Consider the following 18,775-nt stretch of genomic DNA (forward strand, 5'->3'; position numbering starts at 1 on the left):
GTACCACACAAAAAGCACCACCCCGAGGCGTCGGCGTGGTGCTTTCGGTGTATCTCGTGCCGGCATGGAGAGCGTCAGGCCGCTCCAGCTGCTGCTTCTTCCGTTTCTTCCGTCTCCTCACGACGGCCCTTTCCACTTCCACGACGGGTACTGCTCTTGCCGCTACCTGCCGTCGAGGGCTGAACATCGTTGTAATCGACCAGTTCGACGACCGCTTCCTCGGTCCCGTCACCGCTCCGCCGGCCGAGCTTTACGATACGGACATAACCGCCCGGGCGATCACCGACTTTGACGCCGACCTCGTTGAAGAGCTCTTTCACAGCCTCCTTATTCTGGAGACGCCGAAAGACCTGCCGACGGTTGTGTTCGGTGTCGTCCTTCGCACGCGTGATGAGCGGCTCGATGAACGGACGCAGTGCCTTGGCCTTGGCGACCGTGGTGCGAATCTGCTTGTGCTCGATCAGAGCGCTGGAGAGCGACTGCATTGTCGATTTCCGGTGGGCGCTTGTACGACCGAGTTTCTTTCCTTTCTTGCGGTGTCTCATAGTGTGTCGTTATGCGTCTTGCGTTGTGCGGTACCGTTGGCGCGTGGCGCGCCGCTCCCCGAATGCGGGGAGCCGGCTACGCACGACGCCAAACGCAGAACAGGAGTTGATTTCGTCAGCGAGTGGCCAGGGGCAGGTGCGGCGGCCGTGGGCACTGCATGAACCCGTTCCGCCACGCGACCGATCAGGTGCTGGCCTGCTCTTCGAGGTATTCTTCGACGTTCATCCCGAACTCGAGGCCGCGGTCGTCCAGGACCTCGACGAGCTCCTGTAGCGACTTCCGGCCGAAGTTCCGGAACTTGAGCATCTCGTTCTCCTCACGACGCACAAGGTCGCCGATTGTCTTGATGCTCGCCGCCTTGAGGCAGTTATGCGAGCGGACGGACAGATCGAGCTCGTCCACAGGCTGTGCGAGTAGTTCGCGAATCCGCTTGACCTCTTCGTCTACTTCCTGCTCCTCGACCACCGGTTCCGGCTCCTCGTCGAGGCTGATGAAGAAGTTGACGTGGTCGCGGAGAATGCTCGCCGCCTGCGTGAGCGCCTCCTCCGGCGTCACGGAGCCGTCGGTGTCCACGTCGATCGACAGCTTCTCATAGTCGATTCGCTGCCCGACACGCGTCGGCTTGACCGAGTACTTCACGTTGCGGATCGGCGTGAAAATCGAGTCGATGGCGATGACGCCGATCGGATCGTCTTCCCGCTTGTTTTCCTCGGACGGGACGTACCCACGGCCATTGCCGATCCGGAGATCAACGTTGACGACGGCATCTTCGGCCAGGGTCGCGATGTGCAGATCCGGGTTCAGCACTTCAAACTCGGCGGTGGCATCGGCGATATCCTGTGCCGTCCAGTCGCCGGGGCCTTCCAGACTTAGGTGGAGGTGCCCTTCCTGAGCCTCTTCGCTCTTGAAGCGGACCTCTTTCAGGTTCAGGATGACGTCGGAAACATCTTCCGTCACACCCGGGATCGTGGAGAACTCGTGCTGGACCCCATCAATCTTGATGGCGGTGATGGCGAGGCCGCGGAGGGACGACAGCAGCACCCGGCGGAGGGCGTTACCGATGGTCACGCCGAAACCGCGTTCGAGCGGCTCGACGATAAAACGCCCCGAGGTGTCCTCGGCTTCATCAACCTGGACGCCTTCCGGCATCTGAATCCCGTAGTTATTCATACGCTCGGTTCGGTAGAGATTTTCAACAAACGCGTGGGAAGCGGAGACGTCGGTCACGTCGTGGAGGCGTGCCGGTTGCTTCCCGTCAGAGCAGGTGGCGACAGGACGAGGCGGCGATTTAGCCGCCGTGGTAGGGCGTGCTTGCCTCGGCCGTGTCGTTCGTCGATTACTTCGAGTAAAGCTCGACGATGAGCTGCTCGTTGATGTTTTCCGGAATGTCTTCCCGTGCGGGGTAATCCAGAAACTTCCCCTTCATGGCATCACGGTCGAAGTCGAGCCACGAGAAGTTGCGGCGCTGGCGCTGTACATTGTCTTTCACAACCTCCAGCGTGCGGCTCTTCGGGCGGACCGACACCACGTCGTTCGGACGCAGAGCATACGACGGCACGTTGACGACCCGGTCGTTCACCATGATGTGGCGATGCGACACGAACTGCCGGGCCTGACGCCGCGTCCGGCCAATGCCCAGACGGAACACCGTGTTGTCCAGGCGCGACTCCAGGAGGAGCAGCAGGTTCTCACCCGTCACGCCTTCCTGGCGCGACGCCTTATCGAACAGGTTCTTAAACTGCTTCTCGAGCAAGCCGTAGGTGTACTTCGCTTTCTGCTTCTCTTTCAGCTGAACGGCGTACTCGCTTTCGCGACGGCGACGGCGACGGCCGTGCTGTCCCGGCGGGTACGGCTTCCGCTCCAGCGCTTTGGACGGGCCGAAGATCGGCTCCTTAAAGCGACGGGCGATTTTTTGCTTGGGGCCTCGGTATCGAGCCATGTGTGAGGGAGACGAGTTTCGTAGTTCGAGAGAATGGGGGTGAACCGGCAGCAGAACCTGTAGCCCCGCTGCGGTTCGGCGAATCGAAGATCAAACGCGGCGGCGCTTGGGAGGACGGCAGCCGTTGTGCGGAAGTGGCGTCACGTCGCGGATCGTCGCAACCTCAATGCCGACCTCCGACATCGCGCGAATGGCCCCCTCGCGACCCGAACCAGGGCCTTTCACGAAGACGTCGACCCGGCGCAGACCCAGGTCATACGCCTCTTGCGCGGCGGCCTCACCGGCTTTCTGCGCGGCGTACGGCGTATTCTTGCGGCTTCCTTTGAAGCCCATCTTGCCGGCGCTCGCCCACGAGATCGTGTTGCCGTACTGGTCGGTGATCGTGACGATGACGTTGTTAAAGGTCGCCTTGACGTAGGCACGACCGTTCGACTCAACAACGACGTTTTTTTTGCGGGCGGAGCGTTTGCCCCGCTTTTTTCCTCCTTTTGCCATAATGGTCAGTCGATTCGATACAATGTGTTGCGTCTCTGCCCGGGGTCGTTTCCCCGTAACAGGCGATCAGAGATGTAGCAGGAACCCATGCGGAAGAAGAGCGAGCCATCGCCCCCACGGACCGACACCGCGCGGTTTCGCCGTGCGCATCGGTCTCCGCAGCCAGGCCACTTACTTACGCGGCGCTGCCTTCTTGCCAGCGACGGTCTTACGCCGGCCCTTCCGGGTCCGCGCATTGGTCCGCGTCCGCTGCCCGTTGACCGGAAGACCCTTCCGGTGACGCAGGCCGCGATAGCAGCCGATGTCCATGAGGCGCTTGATGTTCATCTGCACCTCCGTGCGAAGCTGCCCTTCGACGGTGTATTCCTCTTCGACGATGCGCCGCACCTGGCGGGTCTGGTCTTCCGTCCACTCGCGAGGGCTCTTCTCGAGGTCGATGCCAACGCGCTCTACGATGTCCTTTGCGCGAGACTGGCCGATGCCGTAGATCTCGGTGAGCGCGATGACACCGCGCTTGTGGTCCGGTACGTCAACTCCTGCGATACGAGGCATAAATGGGTTCGGTTATGCGTTCTCTCAAAAGGTACGTGGCGTTGATCGCATCGGGTGCGACCCTTGCCCTTCACATCCAGGTCATGAGGGCGAAACAGACGCCTCACACCGAGATGCGTGCCCGAGCGGCCCGATTGGCCCTTCGTAAGAAAGGCGTTTCATTGAGCGCTCGGCCGTCGTCCGTGCTGGACGCGGGGCGGTCATGTCGTCGGGCGACGGGCGGGAATGTATGTGTCAAATGGTTACATAGGCCGAACGTGCACGCATGCCGCGCCGAGCATCGAGATTCGAGCCATGCCATTTCAGACACGTTAATACTATGTTTTACACCGAAAGGTTCGGCACACACACGCCTCCCAACATGAAGACTGTGCCCGAATTCGTCTGGCGGACACATCGTTCAGCGGGGCGCTACGCGCGCCTACTTGTACCGGTAGACGATCCGGCCTTTGGACAGGTCATAGGGCGAAAGCTCGACCTTGACGCGGTCTCCGGGCAGGATCTTGATGTAATTCATCCGCATCTTGCCGGAGAGGAGCCCAAGAATCTCGTGCCCGTTCTCCAGTTTGACGCGAAACTGCGCATTCGGGAGGGCCTCGATGACCTCTCCGTCCTGTTCGATGGCTTCTTCCTTAGCCATTAGCCGTGCTGTTGTGTGTGACAGATGGTGTCGTTTCGTACGGTGGGTCGACCACATCTTCGATGTATTCGAACGTGGTGAGGATCTCGGCCTCGCCGTCGCCGACCGCAATCATGTGTTCGTAATGGGCCGACGGCTTTCCGTCCGCGGCACGGATCGTCCAGCCGTCCGAGTCAACGTCGATAGATGCTGTTCCCTGGTTGACCATCGGCTCGATGCAGGCCGTCAGGCCCTTCTTCAGCTTCCGTCCGCTGCCGGGCTTGCCGAAATTCGGGATCTGAGGTTTTTCGTGCAGCTCTTTCCCGATCCCATGCCCGACGAGGTCGCGGACCACGCCATAGCCCCGCGAGGAGCAGTAATCCTCAATGACGTGACCGATGTCGCCGACGCGGTTTCCGGCAGTAGCCTGTTCGATCCCGAGGTGCAGCGCGCGGTAGGTCGTCTGGCAAAGAGCGCGCGTCTCCTCGTCAATCTCTCCGACGGCGAAGGTAAAGGCGCTGTCGCCGAAGTATCCGTTCAACTCTACGCCGCAGTCAACGGAGAGAAGATCGCCGCTTTGGAGGGCGTAGTCGTTCGGGATGCCGTGCACCACCGCTTCGTTTACGGACGTGCAGAGCGTGCCCGGGAATACGTTCTCTCCAACTTTGTAACCTTTGAATGCGGGCTCGGCGCCGTGTGTTCGAATGTAGTCTTCAGCAATGGCGTCGAGTTCTTCCAGCGTCATGCCCGGCTCTACGTGCTCCGCCACTTTCCCGAGGGTGCGCCCCACCAGATCCGCGCTTTCACGCATCAGATCAATCTCTCGCCGGCTCTTCAGTTGAATCATGAACGCACCTCGTATTCGTTGGACGACCCGCTGAATCCAGTTCATGGACGGACATGAGTTGAGGGGGAGTGGCCGACACGACGGACGGCGCCCCCGATCGTGTTGGTCACACGCGGCGGCCGCGCATCTTGCCGCTCTTCATGAAGCCGTCGTAGTGACGCATCAGGAGGTGACTCTCGATCTGCTGCAGCGTGTCGAGGGTCACCTGAACGAGGATCAGAAGGCTGGTTCCCCCGAAGAACATCGCGAAGCCCTGCGTGACGCCGAAGGCCATCGCGAAGGACGGGAGAATGGCGACGAATCCGAGGAAGACCGATCCCGGAAGCGTAATCCGGGTCAGGATCGTGTCGATAAACTCGCTGGTCTGCTTGCCGGGACGGATGCCGGGAATAAATCCACCCTGCCGTTTCATGGTGTCCGCCATTTGCTGCGGGTTGACCGTGATCGCGGTGTAGAAGTAGGTGAAAAAGACGACGATCACGAAGAACAGCACGGAATAACCCACGCTGTCGATTTCTCCGAACCAGGCGCCAATCTGCTGCGCCATCTCGTTGTCCGGCATGAACGAGGCGAAGGTGCCCGGGATGAACATGATGGACTGGGCGAAGATGATCGGCATCACGCCCGCAGCGTTGACGCGGATCGGCAGGTACTGCGTCGAGCCGCCGAACGATTTCCGGCCCACGACCCGCTTGGCGTACTGCACCGGAATCCGGCGCATCCCCTGCGAGACGAGCACCACACCGGCGGTAACCAGGACCCAGACGCCGATCTCGATCAGGACGATGAAGATGTTATCGCCGTTGATGTCGATCTCATTGAAGAGCGACTGCGGGAGAAAGGCGATAATCCCGACCATAATGACGAGCGAGATGCCGTTTCCGATCCCCTTCTCGCTGATCCGCTCACCCAGCCACATGACGAATACAGTACCACTCGTCAGGACGAGCACCGTCGTGATCATAAAGAGCGTCTTGTCGATCACAATCGCGGTTCCCGTCTGGCCGTAGCTCAGGTTGATCGCGTAGCCGATCGACTGAAGCGCCGTAATGCCGACCGTGCCGTACCGGGTGAGCTGCGTAATGCGACGCCGACCGTCTTCCCCCTCCCGCTGCAACTTCTGGAAGTACGGGACGACGGCACCCATCAGCTGGATGATAATCGACGCCGTAATATACGGCATAATACCGAGGGCGAAGATCCCCGCCTGCCGGAATGCGCCACCGACGAACATGTCGAGGAATCCGAAGATGCCTGCGGTACCGGATTGTGCATTCACGTCGGCAAGGGTCGCAGCGTCCACTCCGGGCAGCGTGACGTACGTCCCGAAGCGGTAGACTACAAGAAGACCCAGCGTGTACAGAATGCGATTCCGCAGGTCTTCAATCTCCCAGATGTTGCGAATACTTTCGGCGAAGCCAGCCATAACGTCCGTCGGTCTGCACTCGGCCCCCGGGGGGCAAACCAAGCGCGTCGTCTGATTCGGATAGAGGGAAAGGGGTCGACCGCCGGATCCTACCGCCTGGTGCGATAGATCTCCGGGTCGGAAGAGGGTTACGCGTCGAGAAGGGTGACCGATCCACCCGCCTCTTCAATCTTCTTCTGCGCGCTCTCACTGAAGGCATGCGCCGACACGTCCAGGGCGACATCGATCTCGCCATCGCCAAGGATCTTGACGTACTCCGGATCGCGAATGGCGCCGGCGTCATCGAGAACGTCGGGCGTCACCGGGTCGGATGCATCGATCCGTCCGTCGGCAACGAGGCGCGCGACACGCGACACGTTGACGATGCTCGGTTCGACGCGGAAGTTGTTGGTAAAGCCGAATTTCGGCAGGCGACGGTACAGCGGCATCTGTCCGCCCTCGAACCACATGGGGCGGTTTTTCGAACCGGACCGGCTGCTCTGTCCCTTGTCGCCGCGGGTAGACTGGTGTCCACCACGGCCGGAACCGACGCCGCGTCCGAGGCGCTGCTTGTCTTTCGTGGCGCCCTCTGCGGGCTTGAGGTTGCTAAGATCCATAATCAGGAATGTTGGGCTGGCGCTCGCGCCGGCACGACCGGACGGTCCGGGGTGCAAGAGCGAACTCGCGTGAACGGAAAATATCGGTTCGGAGGCGGGAGCCGCCGGATGGGGACTACGCGTCGACTTCTTCCACGTCGACGAGGTGAGCCACCTTGTTGATCATGCCGCGAATCTGCGGCGTGTCCTCTTGCTCCACGGAGTCACGGATCTTGCGCAGACCCAGTGCCTTCAGCGTGTCCCGCTGCTTCTTCGAGCGGGAGTTCTTGCTCCGCACCTGCGTGATTTTCAGAGTAGCCATCGCGTTACGTCATTAATCGATGAGGCGAGCGGCGACCGTCGGTCGCGACCCTCGCAAAAACGGTGCTCTTCCAAGACGCCCGACCGGCCCGTGTCGCGTCCCGATGGACGGATCGATGCGCGGCGAGCGTAGACGGAGAAATCACCCGTTGAACACCTTCTCGAGCGGAATGCCGCGGCGGCGTGCCACTTCAATCGCATCTTCCAACTTGTCGAGCGCGTTAATCGTTGCGGCGACCTGATTGTGCGGGTTGGACGTGCCGATCGACTTCGACAGCACGTTCGTCAGTCCCACGCATTCCAGCACGGCGCGAACACCGCCACCGGCAATCACACCGGTACCCGGCGCGGCCGGCTTAAGGAGAACCTTGCCGGCATCCTGCTGGCCGAGCACTTCGTGCGGAATCGTGCCTTCACGGATCGGGACGCGGACGAGGTTCTTCTTCGCATCCTCCGCCCCTTTCGAGATGGCGCTGGAAACGTCGTTGGCCTTTCCGAGACCGGCGCCGACGAGCCCGTCCTCGTTGCCGACGACGACAACGGTGTTGAACGAGAACCGGCGTCCGCCCTTCACGACCTTTGAGACGCGGTTGACCGCCACGAGGCGATCGACCCAGTTCTCCTGCCGCTTATCGGCGTTGACCCGCTTTCTTCTGTTCTTTGCCATGATGGTGAGTTCGTGCGTGGTGCAAAAATGACGTCATGCGCGCCGCGCCGACCGGTGTCGTCCGGTGGAGCCGCACACGTGCTCAGTTACAGGTGGAGGCCGCCCTCACGAGCGCCTTCGGCCAGGGCCTTCACGCGGCCATGGTACTTATAGCCGCTCCGGTCAAACACCGCCTTCGCGATGCCTTTCTCTTGCGCGCGCTCGGCGAGCAGTTCACCGACCCGCCGACTCTCGTCCGTCGGGTCCTCCCCGTCCACTCCCTCTTCCAGGCTGGACGCCGAGGCGAGGGTGTGCCCATCGAAGTCGTCGATGAGCTGCGCGTAGATATACTTGTTTGACCGGTACACGGATAGCCGCGGACGACGCGGTGTCCCCATGATGGTCGACCGGATGCTAGCGTGGATGCGCTGCCGGCGCGCGGCGGTTTCTTTGTTGCCCTTGGCCATTGCTACGATTCCATGTTGTAATGCGCGGTTCGTCGAGCCGGGCGAGGTGCCCGGCGTGTGCCATGTCGCCGCTAAAGCGACGATGACACGAACGTTCGATTGGGTCTGCTGTCCGGGACGCCACGTCCACGAAGGACGGTCGGCATCCAGACGGGACGCGCCTGGGGCCCGCGGGACGGGCTCCGGCGCGGACGCCTTAGCGAGCAGCCGTTTTTCCAGCCTTCAGCGGGACATGCTCCCCGACATACCGGACGCCCTTCCCGTTGTACGGCTCCGGCGGACGCAGGCTGCGGATCTTCGCCGCCACCTGGCCGACAAGCTGCTTGTCGATGCCGTCAATCACGATGACATCGTTTTTTCCACGGCTGCTGTCGACGGTGATGTCGATTTCGTCGGGTGGAAGAAAGAAGATCGGGTGGGAGTAACCGAGGGCGAGTTCCAATGCCCCGTTGCTCACCGACGCGCGGTATCCCACACCGATAATCGTGAGCTCCTTCTTGTACCCGTCCTGAACGCCTTCCACCATGTTCGCGAGCAGGGAACGCGTCAGCCCGTGCACCGAGCGGTGGCGCTTCTGGTCGGTCGGCCGATCGACAACAATCGTGCTGTCCTCAACGCTGATCGTCATGTCCGGGTCTATCTGCTGGGAGAGCTCTCCCTTCGGACCTTTGACCGTGATGAAGTTCTTTGCATCGACGTCGACCGTGACGCCGTCGCCAAACGGAATCGGCTTGCTACCTATACGAGCCATGAGATGAACCTATGTGTTGCAGGGTGGAAAATGGGTGCACGTGGAGGGATACTTCGCGGACTCCTCCTCCGACCGATCTGCCCGCACGGCGCGATGAATGCACCATGCGACACAACCGGGCGGCCGTCGTGCCGGCGGAACCATCGACTAAAATACCGTCGCCAGAATCTCGCCGCCGACGTTGAACCGGCGCGCTTCCTTGTCGCTCATCACGCCACGCGACGTGGACAGGATGGCGATCCCGAGACCGTTCTTGACGCGCGGCAGATTCTGCGCATTGCGGTACTCGCGGCGTCCCGGGCTGGAGACACGATTGAGCGTGCGAATGGCAGGCTCTCCCGTCTCCTCGTCGTACTTGAGGTAGACGCGCAGGCGACCCTGCTTTCCGTCCTCGACGTTGAGGTAGTTTTTGATGTACCCCTTCTCGAGCAGAATCTGCGTGATGGCACGCTTCAGCTTCGAGGCGGGGATGTCGACGTACTTGTGGTTCGCCTGTTGCCCGTTTCGGATGCGGGCGAGGTAATCAGCGACGGGATCGGTTACGGCACTCATCTCGGTCGTGGTGTTTCGCGTTTCGATGATCGTCGGGACCCGGGCCGCAGAGCGTCTCTGCGGTCGGTGCGGATCGCCGGCAGGTCTGTGCTACCAGCTGGACTTCCGGATCCCCGGAATCTTGCCTTCGAGGGCCAGCTCGCGGAAGCAGATCCGGCAGACGCCAAACGTCTGCATGTATCCACGCGCACGCCCACAGATGCGGCAACGGTTGTTCTGCCGTACCGGGCTCGCGTTGTTCGGAATCTTCTGAAGCTCAACCCAGCGGCCCTCGCTCTTCAGCTTCTGCCGCTTCTCTTTGTACTGCTCGTGCATGCGTTCGCGCTTCTCTTCACGCGCGATCCAGCTTTTCTTCGCCATGTCGGTGTCGTTGTACGTTGTCAAAAATCAGTCGCAGGCCGGATACCCAGCGCAGCAGAAATTACGCGGCTTCCTCCTCACCACGTCGGACGAACGGCAGCCCGAGTCCTTTGAGCAGCGCGTAGGCTTCCTCGTCGTTCTCGGCCGTCGTCACGAACGTGATGTCCATTCCGCTGATGCGGTCGACGTTATCCATGTCGATCTCAGGGAAAATCGTTTGCTCCTTGACGCCCAACGTGTAATTGCCGTGGCCGTCAAAGCTGCGGTCGGGCACGCCCTGGAAGTCGCGAATATTGGGCAGCGCCAGCGTAATGAGCCGGTCTAAGAACTCGAACATGCGTGCGTCCCGCAGCGTCACGCGAACGCCGACCGGCATCCCCTTGCGGAGGCCGAAGTTCGAAATGCTCTTCTTCGCGCGGGTGATCTCCGGCTGCTGACCGGTGATCTTGCGCATCTCTTCCACCGCATCATCGAGAACCTTCTGGTTCTCTGCGGCCTCGCCGACACCCTTGTTGATGGCGATTTTCGCGAGACGCGGGACCTCCATCACGTTGTCGTACCCGAACTGATCCTTCAGTTCGGCGCGCACCTCGTCGTTGTAGCGCTCTTTAAGTCGGGGGATCGTAGCCATGGTCTGCTGGTTATCTTCAGTTCTCGGGCCGGCGGTGCCGGTTGCAGCGGATAGCGAGAAACGGTGTCCGTTTCACGCGGAGTGTCGCCGCTGCAGACGTTGAAAATGGGAGCGGTCGGAAGCGAGTTCCGGGTACATCGGCGTTTCAAGGCCTTGTGCGGGGCGATCGGCCGGGCGTCTCGAGCCCGCCCGGGGCTCAGGTATCGAGCTCTTCGCCCGTCGTTTTCGCGTAACGGACCCACCGGGACTGCCCGGTTTCCGGATCCGTAATTTTCTTGCGGCCGATCCGGGTCGGGTTGCCGTCGCTGTCGATCGGATTCACATTGGACACGTGGATCGGAACTTCCCGCTCCACGCGGCCCCCGTCCGGGTTCGACGGACTGGGCTGCTCGTGAAAGACGCGAATGTTGACGCCTTCCACGGTCACGCGCTCCTTCTCAGGATAGACCGCGATGACGCGACCGGTCGTGCCCTTCTCCGTGAAGTTGTATCCGGTGATGTCCTTGTTGATCATCACCTCGTCGCCCTTCTTGACGTGGAGTTTCTTCTGGGTGTTGTTCTTACGCGGCATAGCAATAGGAATTCTAACGTTCGAAGCAGCACATCGGACCCGTTCCGGCTCGCGGAACGGCAGACGCTCCAGGGTTACAGCACCTCCGGAGCAAGAGACACGATGCGCATGAACTGTTTCTCGCGAAGCTCGCGGGCCACCGGGCCGAAGACGCGCGTCCCGACCGGCTCGCCCTGCGGGGTGATCAGCACGGCCGCGTTCTCGTCGAAGCGAATGTACGATCCATCCGGCCGGCGGCTCTCCTTCCGGGCGCGGACAACGACGGCTTCGCTCACGTCACCCTTGCTCAGGTTGCCGCCGGGAATGGCCGACTTCACTGAGACGACAATGCGATCGCCGACGCCGGCGTACCGACGCCCGCTGCTCCCGAGCACGCGAATGCAGAGCACCTCCTTGGCGCCGCTATTGTCCGCTACCTTAAGTCGTGTTTCCTGCTGAACCATGGTTCCTTCGCCTTACGTGTTTCGATGATGGTGCACGACCGACGCAGGCTCGCCGTGCGAGCCGGAACGATGCCGAGCGTGCGCGAGGCACGCGCCCGATCAACGGGGCGTGGCTGCGAATGGGGTTACTTGGCGCGTTCGACAACCTCAACCACGCGCCACCGCTTGTTTTTGCTGATGGGGCGCGTCTCCATGATGCGAACGGTATCCCCTTCGCCCGCGGTGTTTTCCTCGTCATGGACCATCATCTTGGATGACCGCTCGAGGTACTTGCCGTACATCGGGTGCTTCATCTGCCGCCGGACCGACACAGTGATGGTTTTATCCATCTTGTCGCTCACGACGACGCCCACCCGTTCCTTCCGGGCGTTACGCGTGGTTTCTGCTGTTTCAGGGGTGTGCTCCATGGGTCGTCTCGGTTCTGTGGTCGGCGCGGTTCTGTTCGCGCGCCAGGTCAATTCGGAATGCTTGGGTCGGCGACGGCGACCGGGGCCCGCCTGCGCGCCTCAGGGCGCGCGGGACGGTGCCGGTCCGTTCAGGCTTCCTCCGCCGTCTTTTCGTTGAGAATCGTTTTAAGGCGGGCGATGTCGCGCCGCTTCGTCCGGAGGAGCATCGGGTTGCTCTCCGTCAGGCCCGTGGCGTGACGGAATCGGAGCTCTTCGAGCTCTTCCTCCTCTTCGTCAATGCGAGCCCGGATCTCTTTCGTATCCCACTCGCGAATTTTGTCGGGTTTCAGCATGGATCGTTTCGTGCTCCCTGTGATGCTCAAGGTCGTGGAATGTGGCCTCGGCGCCAGTCGCCGGTTAGACCGGCAGCGCCGCATACGGCCAGCACTTCGTTACTCGTGGTAGCCTGGCCGCTCGACGAACTTGGTCTTGACCGGCAGCTTGTGGCGACCCAGGCGGAGCGCCTCTTTCGCCACCTCGCGTGTGACGCCGCCACCTACCTCGAAAAGAATGTGGCCGGGCTGAACCGGGGCGACGTAGAATTCCGGCGCACCCTTTCCTTTACCCATCCGCGTCTCGGCCGGCTTCTTGGTCACCGGCTTGTCAGGGAAGATCCGGATCCAGACCTTTCCGGCGCGCTTCATGTAGCGATTGATCGCAACACGGGCCGATTCGATCTGGCGACTGGTAATCTGCCCGTGCTCGAGCGACTTCAATCCGAAGTCGCCGAAATTGACGCGCGTTCCGCGCGAGGCATTTCCCTTTTTCGTCCCCTGCTTGCGCTGGGCCTTACGGTGCTTGGTGCGTTTGGGCTGTAGCATCAGTTCGTCGGTTTGCTGCGGCGCGCGGCCCGGTCAACATGTGCCGGAAGCAATACGCGCACTGAATGGTCGTGAATGGTGCTGTCACCGGGCGGGTCGACCGCGCCGGGCGGCGTCGGCGGCGTTAGTTATTGCGGCCTCCGCCTCCACGGCGGCGACGCGACGGACGCTTCATCTGCTTGCGCTGCTGCGCCTGGACGTTCGGGCTGAGATCCGGGGACCCGATGATCTCGCCGCGATGGATCCACACCTTGACACCGATGGTGCCGTAGATGGTGAAAGCCGTCTCGCGTGCGAAGTCGATGTCGGCACGAATCGTATGAAGCGGCACGCGGCCTTCGAGGTACTCTTCAGTCCGGCCCATCTCGGCACCGCCCAGGCGACCGGCCACGCGAATACGAACGCCTTCGGCGCCCATCCGCATCGCAGCCGTCATGGCCTGTTTCATGGCGCGACGGAAGCTGATCCGGCCCTCGAGCTGCTGCGCGATGTTCTTCGCAACGAGCGTCGCATCGAGCTCCGGACGCTTGATCTCCGAGATGTTAATCTGGATGTCCTTGCCCGTCAGCTTCTTCAGCTCTTCCCGCAGCTTCTCCACTTCCGATCCCCCGCGGCCGATGACCACGCCGGGACGGCTGGTGTGAAGTGTCAGAATGACGCGCTTCGGCGTCCGCTCGATGACCGCACGGCTGAGACCGGCGCGGCGAAGACGGGCGTGAAGGTAGCGACGAATCTCTTCGTCCTCGACAAGCTTGTCCTGGAGATCGTCCTCGGAGTACCAGTTGGAATCCCAACCACGAATGACGCCAAGGCGATATCCGACCGGATGTGTTTTCTGACCCAAGGGTGTACCTCGTGACTCTTATTTCGAAAAAGGTCGGTGGTAAAGCAGGGTGCACGCGTCCCGCCATCGAGGCGGCGTCCGCTCCGTTCGGACCGGGGTCGGTCCAGGCGGTGGCGTGCGAAGTAATGGGGTGTCGGGGTTATGCCACGTCCGCTTCCGCGGCCGGCTCTTCCTCCGGCACACCGACGATCACCGTCAGGTGCGTCGTGTGCTTACGGATCGGCGCGGCGCGGCCCCGTGCTCGCGGCTGGTAGCGCTTGAACGTCGGGCCCTCGTCTGCGCGAATCTCCTTGATGACGACTTCGCCCTGGTTAAAGCGCTCCTCTTCCTGGTCGAGCAGGTTGTAGAAGGCGGACCAAATCGTCTTCTGGACGGGCTCGGTCGCACGCTGCGGCATGAAGTCCAGGATGCTGATCGCTTCCGGGACGGTCTTGCCACGCACCAGGTTAATGATGCGGCGCACCTTCTTCGGGGAGCTCCGAATGTGTTTGCGAATCGCTCGTGCTTCCATGTCTCGATGTCCTTGCAGGTTCGTCGTCTAGGCCGCGCCGCAGGCGAGGCCGCGAGGGGTCCGTCGGGGGGTCGTCTGCGGACTACGGACGGCGCGTCCGCTTGTCCACCTTCGACTTCGCGTGTCCCTTGAAGGTGCGCGTCGGAGCAAATTCTCCAAGCTTGTGCCCCACCATGTTTTCCGTCACATACACCGGAATGAACTGCCGGCCGTTGTGCACAGCGAATGTGTGCCCAACGAAATCGGGCGTAATCAACGAGTCCCGACTCCAGGTCTTGACGACCTTCTTGTCATTGGACTCGTTCAGCGCGTCTACCTTGCGCTGAAGCTTGTAGTATACGTAAGGGCCTTTCCGTAGGGAACGGGGCATGTCGGTCTGTCTGCTTGTGTTCGGCGTATGGTGGGACGGCCGGGACCGCCGCGGAGGAATGAATCATCGGGCAGCAAGGGGCCCGAGGCGGATTCTTACTTCCGCTTGCGGTTCTTCTTCTCGGTCCGGCGCCGAATGATGTACTTGTTGGAATCCTTGTTTCGCTTCCGCGTCTTATAACCTTTTGCCGGCACGCCCTTGCGCGACCGCGGGTGACCTCCAGACGCACGGCCCTCACCGCCACCCATGGGGTGGTCGATCGGGTTCATCGCGACCCCACGGGTACGCGGGCGACGCCCGAGCCACCGCTTCCGCCCGGCCTTGCCGAGCTGCAAGTTCATGTGGTCGACGTTGCTCGTGGTACCCACTGTCGCACGGCACTTCGCGGGGACGCGGCGCGTCTCCCCTGAAGGCAGCGAAAGCGTGGCGTACTTGCCTTCGCGGGCCGTGAGCTGCGCCTCCGTACCGGCGGCACGGGCGAGCTGAGCGCCCTTGCCCGGTTTCATCTCGATGCAGTGAACAACGGTACCCAGCGGAATCTCATTGAGCGCGAGGCAGTTGCCCAGCTCGGGCTCCGCCTGCGGGCCGCTCATCACCGTCTGCCCGACCTCAATTCCGTCCGGCGCGATGATATACCGCTTTTCCCCGTCCGCATAGACGAGCAGGGCGATGCGGGCCGACCGGTTCGGGTCGTACTCAATGGTCGCGACGCGGGCGGGAATCCCGTCCTTGTCGTTTCGCTTGAAGTCGATCTTCCGGTAACGACGCTTGTGGCCACCACCGCGGTACCGCATGGTCATGCGGCCCTGGTTATTGCGACCGCCGCTTTTCTTAAGCGGCTCCAGCAGACTCTTCTCAGGCTCCGACGTTGTAATGTCGTCGAACCCGGAGACCGAGTACTGGCGCTGGCTGTTCGTCGTCGGCTTGCGCTTCTTAATCGGCATGATGATTCAGATGGCTTCAGTCTCGTGTGGCCTGGCCGAACCTCCTGGGTCGGACTCAAGCTACGCTTCGCTGAGACGGGGTGAGCAATGAATGTCGCGGTCGAAAACCGGCGGAGATCGATCCACCGGATCGGATTACATGTCGGGGCTGATTTCGATCTGCTCTCCGTCGGGATCGAGCGTTACGATCGCCTTCTTGTAGCCGGAGGTCCGGCCTTCGATCATTTTCCCCTGGCGGAACTGGCGCCGGCGCTTGCCGGGAACGACCATGGTGCGAATGTCGGTGACGATGGTGCCCGGGAACCGATGCTCCACTGCATTCCGGATTTCCGGCTTCGACGCTTTCAAGTTGACGACGAAGGTGTACTTTCCGTCCTGCTGGAGCTGGTAAGACTTCTCCGTCAGGTGCGGTCGAATGAGGACGCGTTTGCTCATGACTCGGCGAATGACTATGGATCAATGGGTGGTGCGGGACATCCCCGCACGCTGGATCGGGTGGAGCCGCAGTTACGCAGGCTGGGCGACGGAGAGAACACGTGTGATCTCTTCCAGTGCGCTTTCCTGCAAGACGACGGCTTCGGCGTCCAGCACGTCGATCGTATTCAGGCTTCCCGCCTCTTGAACGCTGACCTTCGGCAGGTTGCGGGCGGATCGGTAGAGCGTCGGCTGATTCTCGCCGGTCACGATCAGCACCTTCGTATCGGCGAGGTCGAGAGCGTCGAGCATCGACGACACCGCTTTCGTGCTCGGCGTGTCGAGGTCGAAATCTTCTACAACGAAAACGCCATCGTCCTGCGCCTTGTAAGTAAGCGCTGAGCGCCGGGCCAGCCGCTTCGTTTTCTTGTTCAGATTCTGCCGGTAATTCCGCGGCTGAGGCCCATGTGCGCGACCGCCGCCTCGCCGAATGGGCGACTTGGCGTCACCAACCCGGGCGTTACCGGTCCCCTTCTGGCGGTAGAGCTTACGCGTCGAGCCTCGGATTTCACTCCGCTGCTTCGTCTTCGCCGTACCCTGCCGCTTGTGGGCCTGGATGCGGCGAACGTCGAGCCAGATCACGTGATCGTTGGGCTCGATCTCGAAGATCGTCGGGTCAAGCGTCACCGACCGTCCCGAGGCCGCCCCATCATCTTGAAGAATTTCGACTTCCATCGTGCTATCGTTTGAGGTTCTCAGTCCGTCGCTGCTGCATGTCGTTCGGCCGGTTGTCGTCGGCGTCGGCTTCGCTCAGCCCGGTGGACCGGGAAACCGAAATGCACTCGTTCGACAACGGGCTCCCGATTCGCGGGTTGGCCGTACCGTGGTTATTTCTCGTGAAGCTTCTTTTTGTGAATCTCCACGTAGCTGTTCTTCGCTCCGGGGACCGATCCTTGGATCAGGATCGCTCCGTGATCGGGCAGCACCTTCACGACTTTGAGGTTCTGTATCTTGGTCCGGCTGTTGCCCATTCGACCTCCCATCCGCGTGCCCTTAAAGACACGCGAGGGATCGGCGGACGCACCAATCGAACCCGGGTGCCGCTGCTGGTCGGACTGCCCGTGGGTCCGCATGCCGACACCGCTGAAGCCGTGCCGCTTGACCACACCCTGGAAGCCTTTCCCTTTCGATACGCCGACCACGTCAACCGTCTCGCCTTCCTCGAACAGGTCGTCGACGCGGACTTCATCACCGCGCTCGACCTCGTGCGAGAAATCGCGAAACTCAGCGATCGCGCGCTTGGGCTCGGTACCGGCCGAGGCAAAATGCCCCTGCATGGCCTTCGTCGTGTTCTTCTCCTTCTTGCTGTCGAAAGCAAGCTGGACGGCATCATACCCGTCCGGTCCGTCTTCCGTCTTGACCTGGGTCACGACGTTCGGGCCGGCTTCGATGACCGTGCAGGCGATATTGTTGCCCTGGTCGTCGAAGACGCTCGTCATTCCGACTTTCTTTCCGATCAGTCCGCTACTCATGGTCGTGAATCGTTTCGTAGGGTGGTGCCAATGGCGATGGTTCGGAGCCGGGATCAACTGCGGCAGTCTGCCTACAGCCGTTCGAGCCGAAGTTCGATGGACTGTGCCTCGGCCCAGCTGCCCTGGGGTAGCACGGTGTCGAGAAGTCCATCGGCCCCGGTGCCGGGACCCGGCGGAACCGTCAATGTCGCTCGGCGGCTCTGTGTAATGTCGTAGTTCAGCACGACGGGCTCGGGCAACCCGGTCGTAAGCGCCAGTTGTCGGGCGTTAACGATACGGACGCGACCCGATGCGCCCAGAATAGCCCGATCGTTTTTGACGCCGTCGAGGCGATACTCGCGCCCCGAACTCGTATCTGCAAAGGAAAATCGTAGCGTGTCGTATCGCTCGTTCGTTTCGGTCGTGTAAGAGACGCCGCTCACCCGGAGGCTCACGATCTCCCACTGCCCGGTAAGCGCGCGATACGCGCTTTCACTCTTGCTCGTCCCGGTGTCGCATCCGGCCAGTGCCGATACGACGAGGACAAGTCCGACCCCGAACAGCACACCGTAGCCGCCATGCCATGCAGAGCGGAGTGAGCGCGCCGGGGATCTCGTCGGCGATCCTTGCACAATCACACCTTAATTTCCACGTCGACGCCGCTCGGAAGCTCGAGCTTCATCAGTGCATCGACGGTGTCACTGCTCGACGACAGGATGTCAATCAGGCGCTTGTGGTGCCGCCGCTCGAACTGCTCGCGGCTCTTCTTGTCCACGTGCGGTCCACGCAGCACGGTGTACACCTTTTTTTCGGTGGGAAGCGGGATCGGGCCGCTTACAACGGCGCCGGTCTGCTTCACCGTGCGGATGATCTTCTCCGCGCTCTTGTCGATGAGCGTGTGATCGTACGATTTCAGCTTGATGCGAATCTTCTGCTGCGTAGCCATGTATTCGGGTCGATTTTCAAACGTCGAAGGTGGAGGACGGCGACGGCGCGTTGTGGCCGTCGCCGCCACTCACAACCGACAGCACTGCGTTAGTCGAGGATCTCGGTGACGACGCCGGCGCCGACGGTGTGCCCGCCCTCGCGGATCGCAAAGCGCAGCCCGTCCTCCAGCGCCACCGGCTGGATCAGCTCCACCTTGAACGTCGCGTTGTCCCCCGGCATCACCAT

Annotated in this window: 30 protein-coding genes and 1 pseudogene; all 31 read right to left on the reverse strand. The window is 61.7% G+C overall.

Translation table 11 applies throughout. The features are described from left to right. Window positions 1-74: 74 nt before the first annotated feature. The gene (gene rplQ, locus ACFCU0_RS09920) at window positions 75-545 is read right to left on the reverse strand and encodes a 50S ribosomal protein L17 (RefSeq protein ID WP_434973513.1); all 471 of its coding nucleotides are present in this window, start codon (window positions 543-545) and stop codon (window positions 75-77) included. A 184-nt stretch (window positions 546-729) separates the two neighbouring features. Then, window positions 730-1,716, reverse strand: coding sequence for a DNA-directed RNA polymerase subunit alpha (locus tag ACFCU0_RS09925; protein WP_434973538.1), 987 nt, complete (start codon window positions 1,714-1,716; stop codon window positions 730-732). A 166-nt stretch (window positions 1,717-1,882) separates the two neighbouring features. Next, on the reverse strand, window positions 1,883-2,485 hold the full coding sequence (gene rpsD / locus ACFCU0_RS09930) for a 30S ribosomal protein S4 (protein WP_434973514.1): 603 nt from the start codon (window positions 2,483-2,485) through the stop codon (window positions 1,883-1,885). Window positions 2,486-2,575: 90 nt separating this feature from the next. Next, complete coding sequence (gene rpsK, locus ACFCU0_RS09935; RefSeq protein WP_098074247.1) at window positions 2,576-2,980, reverse strand: 30S ribosomal protein S11; 405 nt, start codon at window positions 2,978-2,980, stop codon at window positions 2,576-2,578. A 171-nt stretch (window positions 2,981-3,151) separates the two neighbouring features. Continuing rightward, complete coding sequence (gene rpsM / locus ACFCU0_RS09940) at window positions 3,152-3,532, reverse strand: 30S ribosomal protein S13 (protein ID WP_434973515.1); 381 nt, start codon at window positions 3,530-3,532, stop codon at window positions 3,152-3,154. 421 nt (window positions 3,533-3,953) lie between these two features. Then, entirely contained in the window at window positions 3,954-4,172 is a 219-nt protein-coding gene (infA, locus tag ACFCU0_RS09945; protein ID WP_098074249.1) for a translation initiation factor IF-1, read from the reverse strand. Next, a complete protein-coding gene (gene map / locus ACFCU0_RS09950; RefSeq protein ID WP_434973516.1) occupies window positions 4,165-4,998 on the reverse strand; it encodes a type I methionyl aminopeptidase in 834 nt (277 codons plus the stop codon). The genes infA and map overlap by 8 nt, the downstream gene beginning before the upstream one ends. A 106-nt stretch (window positions 4,999-5,104) precedes the next feature. Beyond that, entirely contained in the window at window positions 5,105-6,424 is a 1,320-nt protein-coding gene (gene secY, locus ACFCU0_RS09955; protein WP_434973517.1) for a preprotein translocase subunit SecY, read from the reverse strand. A 128-nt stretch (window positions 6,425-6,552) separates the two neighbouring features. Further along, window positions 6,553-7,020 (reverse strand): 50S ribosomal protein L15, encoded by a 468-nt coding sequence (gene rplO, locus ACFCU0_RS09960; RefSeq protein ID WP_434973518.1) that lies wholly within the window; start codon window positions 7,018-7,020, stop codon window positions 6,553-6,555. Between the two features lie 115 nt (window positions 7,021-7,135). Then, window positions 7,136-7,321 carry a 50S ribosomal protein L30 gene (gene rpmD / locus ACFCU0_RS09965; RefSeq protein ID WP_434973519.1) on the reverse strand — a complete coding sequence of 62 codons (186 nt, stop codon included), beginning with the start codon at window positions 7,319-7,321 and terminating at the stop codon, window positions 7,136-7,138. A 141-nt stretch (window positions 7,322-7,462) separates the two neighbouring features. Continuing rightward, on the reverse strand, window positions 7,463-7,987 hold the full coding sequence (rpsE, locus tag ACFCU0_RS09970; protein ID WP_434973520.1) for a 30S ribosomal protein S5: 525 nt from the start codon (window positions 7,985-7,987) through the stop codon (window positions 7,463-7,465). An 86-nt stretch (window positions 7,988-8,073) separates the two neighbouring features. Continuing rightward, the gene (gene rplR, locus ACFCU0_RS09975) at window positions 8,074-8,433 is read right to left on the reverse strand and encodes a 50S ribosomal protein L18 (protein ID WP_434973521.1); all 360 of its coding nucleotides are present in this window, start codon (window positions 8,431-8,433) and stop codon (window positions 8,074-8,076) included. Between the two features lie 196 nt (window positions 8,434-8,629). Further along, window positions 8,630-9,184 carry a 50S ribosomal protein L6 gene (gene rplF, locus ACFCU0_RS09980; protein ID WP_434973522.1) on the reverse strand — a complete coding sequence of 185 codons (555 nt, stop codon included), beginning with the start codon at window positions 9,182-9,184 and terminating at the stop codon, window positions 8,630-8,632. A 147-nt stretch (window positions 9,185-9,331) separates the two neighbouring features. Then, complete coding sequence (rpsH, locus tag ACFCU0_RS09985) at window positions 9,332-9,736, reverse strand: 30S ribosomal protein S8 (protein WP_434973523.1); 405 nt, start codon at window positions 9,734-9,736, stop codon at window positions 9,332-9,334. 90 nt (window positions 9,737-9,826) lie between these two features. Further along, complete coding sequence (gene rpsN, locus ACFCU0_RS09990; RefSeq protein WP_434973539.1) at window positions 9,827-10,096, reverse strand: 30S ribosomal protein S14; 270 nt, start codon at window positions 10,094-10,096, stop codon at window positions 9,827-9,829. Between the two features lie 61 nt (window positions 10,097-10,157). Continuing rightward, on the reverse strand, window positions 10,158-10,727 hold the full coding sequence (gene rplE / locus ACFCU0_RS09995) for a 50S ribosomal protein L5 (RefSeq protein WP_434973524.1): 570 nt from the start codon (window positions 10,725-10,727) through the stop codon (window positions 10,158-10,160). A 196-nt stretch (window positions 10,728-10,923) separates the two neighbouring features. Then, window positions 10,924-11,298, reverse strand: coding sequence for a 50S ribosomal protein L24 (gene rplX, locus ACFCU0_RS10000; protein WP_434973525.1), 375 nt, complete (start codon window positions 11,296-11,298; stop codon window positions 10,924-10,926). A gap of 74 nt (window positions 11,299-11,372) precedes the next feature. Continuing rightward, on the reverse strand, window positions 11,373-11,741 hold the full coding sequence (gene rplN, locus ACFCU0_RS10005; protein ID WP_434973526.1) for a 50S ribosomal protein L14: 369 nt from the start codon (window positions 11,739-11,741) through the stop codon (window positions 11,373-11,375). 125 nt (window positions 11,742-11,866) lie between these two features. Continuing rightward, window positions 11,867-12,148: a 30S ribosomal protein S17 gene (gene rpsQ, locus ACFCU0_RS10010; RefSeq protein WP_434973527.1), complete on the reverse strand. Its 282-nt coding sequence runs from the start codon at window positions 12,146-12,148 to the stop codon at window positions 11,867-11,869. A gap of 128 nt (window positions 12,149-12,276) precedes the next feature. Further along, on the reverse strand, window positions 12,277-12,480 hold the full coding sequence (gene rpmC / locus ACFCU0_RS10015) for a 50S ribosomal protein L29 (RefSeq protein ID WP_434973528.1): 204 nt from the start codon (window positions 12,478-12,480) through the stop codon (window positions 12,277-12,279). A gap of 99 nt (window positions 12,481-12,579) precedes the next feature. After that, entirely contained in the window at window positions 12,580-13,008 is a 429-nt protein-coding gene (rplP, locus tag ACFCU0_RS10020) for a 50S ribosomal protein L16 (protein WP_434973529.1), read from the reverse strand. A 124-nt stretch (window positions 13,009-13,132) separates the two neighbouring features. Continuing rightward, on the reverse strand, window positions 13,133-13,852 hold the full coding sequence (rpsC, locus tag ACFCU0_RS10025) for a 30S ribosomal protein S3 (RefSeq protein WP_434973530.1): 720 nt from the start codon (window positions 13,850-13,852) through the stop codon (window positions 13,133-13,135). A gap of 139 nt (window positions 13,853-13,991) precedes the next feature. Continuing rightward, entirely contained in the window at window positions 13,992-14,363 is a 372-nt protein-coding gene (gene rplV / locus ACFCU0_RS10030) for a 50S ribosomal protein L22 (protein WP_434973531.1), read from the reverse strand. 82 nt (window positions 14,364-14,445) lie between these two features. Next, window positions 14,446-14,733: a 30S ribosomal protein S19 gene (rpsS, locus tag ACFCU0_RS10035; protein ID WP_434973532.1), complete on the reverse strand. Its 288-nt coding sequence runs from the start codon at window positions 14,731-14,733 to the stop codon at window positions 14,446-14,448. Window positions 14,734-14,828: 95 nt separating this feature from the next. Beyond that, complete coding sequence (gene rplB / locus ACFCU0_RS10040; RefSeq protein WP_434973533.1) at window positions 14,829-15,677, reverse strand: 50S ribosomal protein L2; 849 nt, start codon at window positions 15,675-15,677, stop codon at window positions 14,829-14,831. Between the two features lie 135 nt (window positions 15,678-15,812). Continuing rightward, window positions 15,813-16,112 (reverse strand): 50S ribosomal protein L23, encoded by a 300-nt coding sequence (rplW, locus tag ACFCU0_RS10045; RefSeq protein ID WP_434973534.1) that lies wholly within the window; start codon window positions 16,110-16,112, stop codon window positions 15,813-15,815. Window positions 16,113-16,184: 72 nt separating this feature from the next. Next, window positions 16,185-16,826 (reverse strand): 50S ribosomal protein L4, encoded by a 642-nt coding sequence (gene rplD / locus ACFCU0_RS10050; RefSeq protein WP_434973535.1) that lies wholly within the window; start codon window positions 16,824-16,826, stop codon window positions 16,185-16,187. A gap of 152 nt (window positions 16,827-16,978) precedes the next feature. Next, the gene (gene rplC / locus ACFCU0_RS10055; RefSeq protein ID WP_434973536.1) at window positions 16,979-17,623 is read right to left on the reverse strand and encodes a 50S ribosomal protein L3; all 645 of its coding nucleotides are present in this window, start codon (window positions 17,621-17,623) and stop codon (window positions 16,979-16,981) included. A 71-nt stretch (window positions 17,624-17,694) separates the two neighbouring features. Continuing rightward, on the reverse strand, window positions 17,695-18,234 hold the full coding sequence (locus ACFCU0_RS10060) for a hypothetical protein (RefSeq protein ID WP_434973537.1): 540 nt from the start codon (window positions 18,232-18,234) through the stop codon (window positions 17,695-17,697). A gap of 2 nt (window positions 18,235-18,236) precedes the next feature. Continuing rightward, window positions 18,237-18,548, reverse strand: a complete 312-nt coding sequence (gene rpsJ / locus ACFCU0_RS10065) for a 30S ribosomal protein S10 (protein ID WP_098074271.1) — start codon at window positions 18,546-18,548, stop codon at window positions 18,237-18,239. 89 nt (window positions 18,549-18,637) lie between these two features. Further along, window positions 18,638-18,775: pseudogene (gene tuf, locus ACFCU0_RS10070) on the reverse strand (elongation factor Tu); the annotation flags it as partial.

It is taken from the genome of Longibacter sp., assembly GCF_051155795.1.
In the GTDB taxonomy this organism is placed as follows: Bacteria; Bacteroidota; Rhodothermia; order Rhodothermales; family Salinibacteraceae; genus Longibacter.

Excerpts from the sequence above, each read along its gene's own strand:
- rpsK (WP_098074247.1), bottom strand. The coding sequence starts at position 2,980 with ATGGCAAAAGGAGGAAAAAAGCGGGGCAAACGCTCCGCCCGCAAAAAA.
- rpsS (WP_434973532.1), bottom strand. The coding sequence starts at position 14,733 with ATGCCCCGTTCCCTACGGAAAGGCCCTTACGTATACTACAAGCTTCAG.
- rplC (WP_434973536.1), bottom strand. The coding sequence starts at position 17,623 with ATGAGTAGCGGACTGATCGGAAAGAAAGTCGGAATGACGAGCGTCTTC.
- ACFCU0_RS09925 (WP_434973538.1), bottom strand. The coding sequence starts at position 1,716 with ATGAATAACTACGGGATTCAGATGCCGGAAGGCGTCCAGGTTGATGAA.
- rpsQ (WP_434973527.1), bottom strand. The coding sequence starts at position 12,148 with ATGGAGCACACCCCTGAAACAGCAGAAACCACGCGTAACGCCCGGAAG.
- rpsN (WP_434973539.1), bottom strand. The coding sequence starts at position 10,096 with ATGGCGAAGAAAAGCTGGATCGCGCGTGAAGAGAAGCGCGAACGCATG.
- rplB (WP_434973533.1), bottom strand. The coding sequence starts at position 15,677 with ATGCCGATTAAGAAGCGCAAGCCGACGACGAACAGCCAGCGCCAGTAC.
- rplX (WP_434973525.1), bottom strand. The coding sequence starts at position 11,298 with ATGCCGCGTAAGAACAACACCCAGAAGAAACTCCACGTCAAGAAGGGC.
- rplN (WP_434973526.1), bottom strand. The coding sequence starts at position 11,741 with ATGGTTCAGCAGGAAACACGACTTAAGGTAGCGGACAATAGCGGCGCC.
- rplD (WP_434973535.1), bottom strand. The coding sequence starts at position 16,826 with ATGGAAGTCGAAATTCTTCAAGATGATGGGGCGGCCTCGGGACGGTCG.
- rplR (WP_434973521.1), bottom strand. The coding sequence starts at position 8,433 with ATGGCCAAGGGCAACAAAGAAACCGCCGCGCGCCGGCAGCGCATCCAC.
- rpsD (WP_434973514.1), bottom strand. The coding sequence starts at position 2,485 with ATGGCTCGATACCGAGGCCCCAAGCAAAAAATCGCCCGTCGCTTTAAG.
- rpmD (WP_434973519.1), bottom strand. The coding sequence starts at position 7,321 with ATGGCTACTCTGAAAATCACGCAGGTGCGGAGCAAGAACTCCCGCTCG.
- rpsJ (WP_098074271.1), bottom strand. The coding sequence starts at position 18,548 with ATGGCTACGCAGCAGAAGATTCGCATCAAGCTGAAATCGTACGATCAC.
- rpmC (WP_434973528.1), bottom strand. The coding sequence starts at position 12,480 with ATGCTGAAACCCGACAAAATTCGCGAGTGGGATACGAAAGAGATCCGG.
- rplQ (WP_434973513.1), bottom strand. The coding sequence starts at position 545 with ATGAGACACCGCAAGAAAGGAAAGAAACTCGGTCGTACAAGCGCCCAC.
- rpsH (WP_434973523.1), bottom strand. The coding sequence starts at position 9,736 with ATGAGTGCCGTAACCGATCCCGTCGCTGATTACCTCGCCCGCATCCGA.
- rplP (WP_434973529.1), bottom strand. The coding sequence starts at position 13,008 with ATGCTACAGCCCAAACGCACCAAGCACCGTAAGGCCCAGCGCAAGCAG.
- secY (WP_434973517.1), bottom strand. The coding sequence starts at position 6,424 with ATGGCTGGCTTCGCCGAAAGTATTCGCAACATCTGGGAGATTGAAGAC.
- map (WP_434973516.1), bottom strand. The coding sequence starts at position 4,998 with ATGATTCAACTGAAGAGCCGGCGAGAGATTGATCTGATGCGTGAAAGC.
- rpsE (WP_434973520.1), bottom strand. The coding sequence starts at position 7,987 with ATGGCAAAGAACAGAAGAAAGCGGGTCAACGCCGATAAGCGGCAGGAG.
- rplW (WP_434973534.1), bottom strand. The coding sequence starts at position 16,112 with ATGAGCAAACGCGTCCTCATTCGACCGCACCTGACGGAGAAGTCTTAC.
- rpsM (WP_434973515.1), bottom strand. The coding sequence starts at position 3,532 with ATGCCTCGTATCGCAGGAGTTGACGTACCGGACCACAAGCGCGGTGTC.
- rplF (WP_434973522.1), bottom strand. The coding sequence starts at position 9,184 with ATGGCTCGTATAGGTAGCAAGCCGATTCCGTTTGGCGACGGCGTCACG.
- infA (WP_098074249.1), bottom strand. The coding sequence starts at position 4,172 with ATGGCTAAGGAAGAAGCCATCGAACAGGACGGAGAGGTCATCGAGGCC.
- rplE (WP_434973524.1), bottom strand. The coding sequence starts at position 10,727 with ATGGCTACGATCCCCCGACTTAAAGAGCGCTACAACGACGAGGTGCGC.
- rplO (WP_434973518.1), bottom strand. The coding sequence starts at position 7,020 with ATGGATCTTAGCAACCTCAAGCCCGCAGAGGGCGCCACGAAAGACAAG.
- rplV (WP_434973531.1), bottom strand. The coding sequence starts at position 14,363 with ATGGAAGCACGAGCGATTCGCAAACACATTCGGAGCTCCCCGAAGAAG.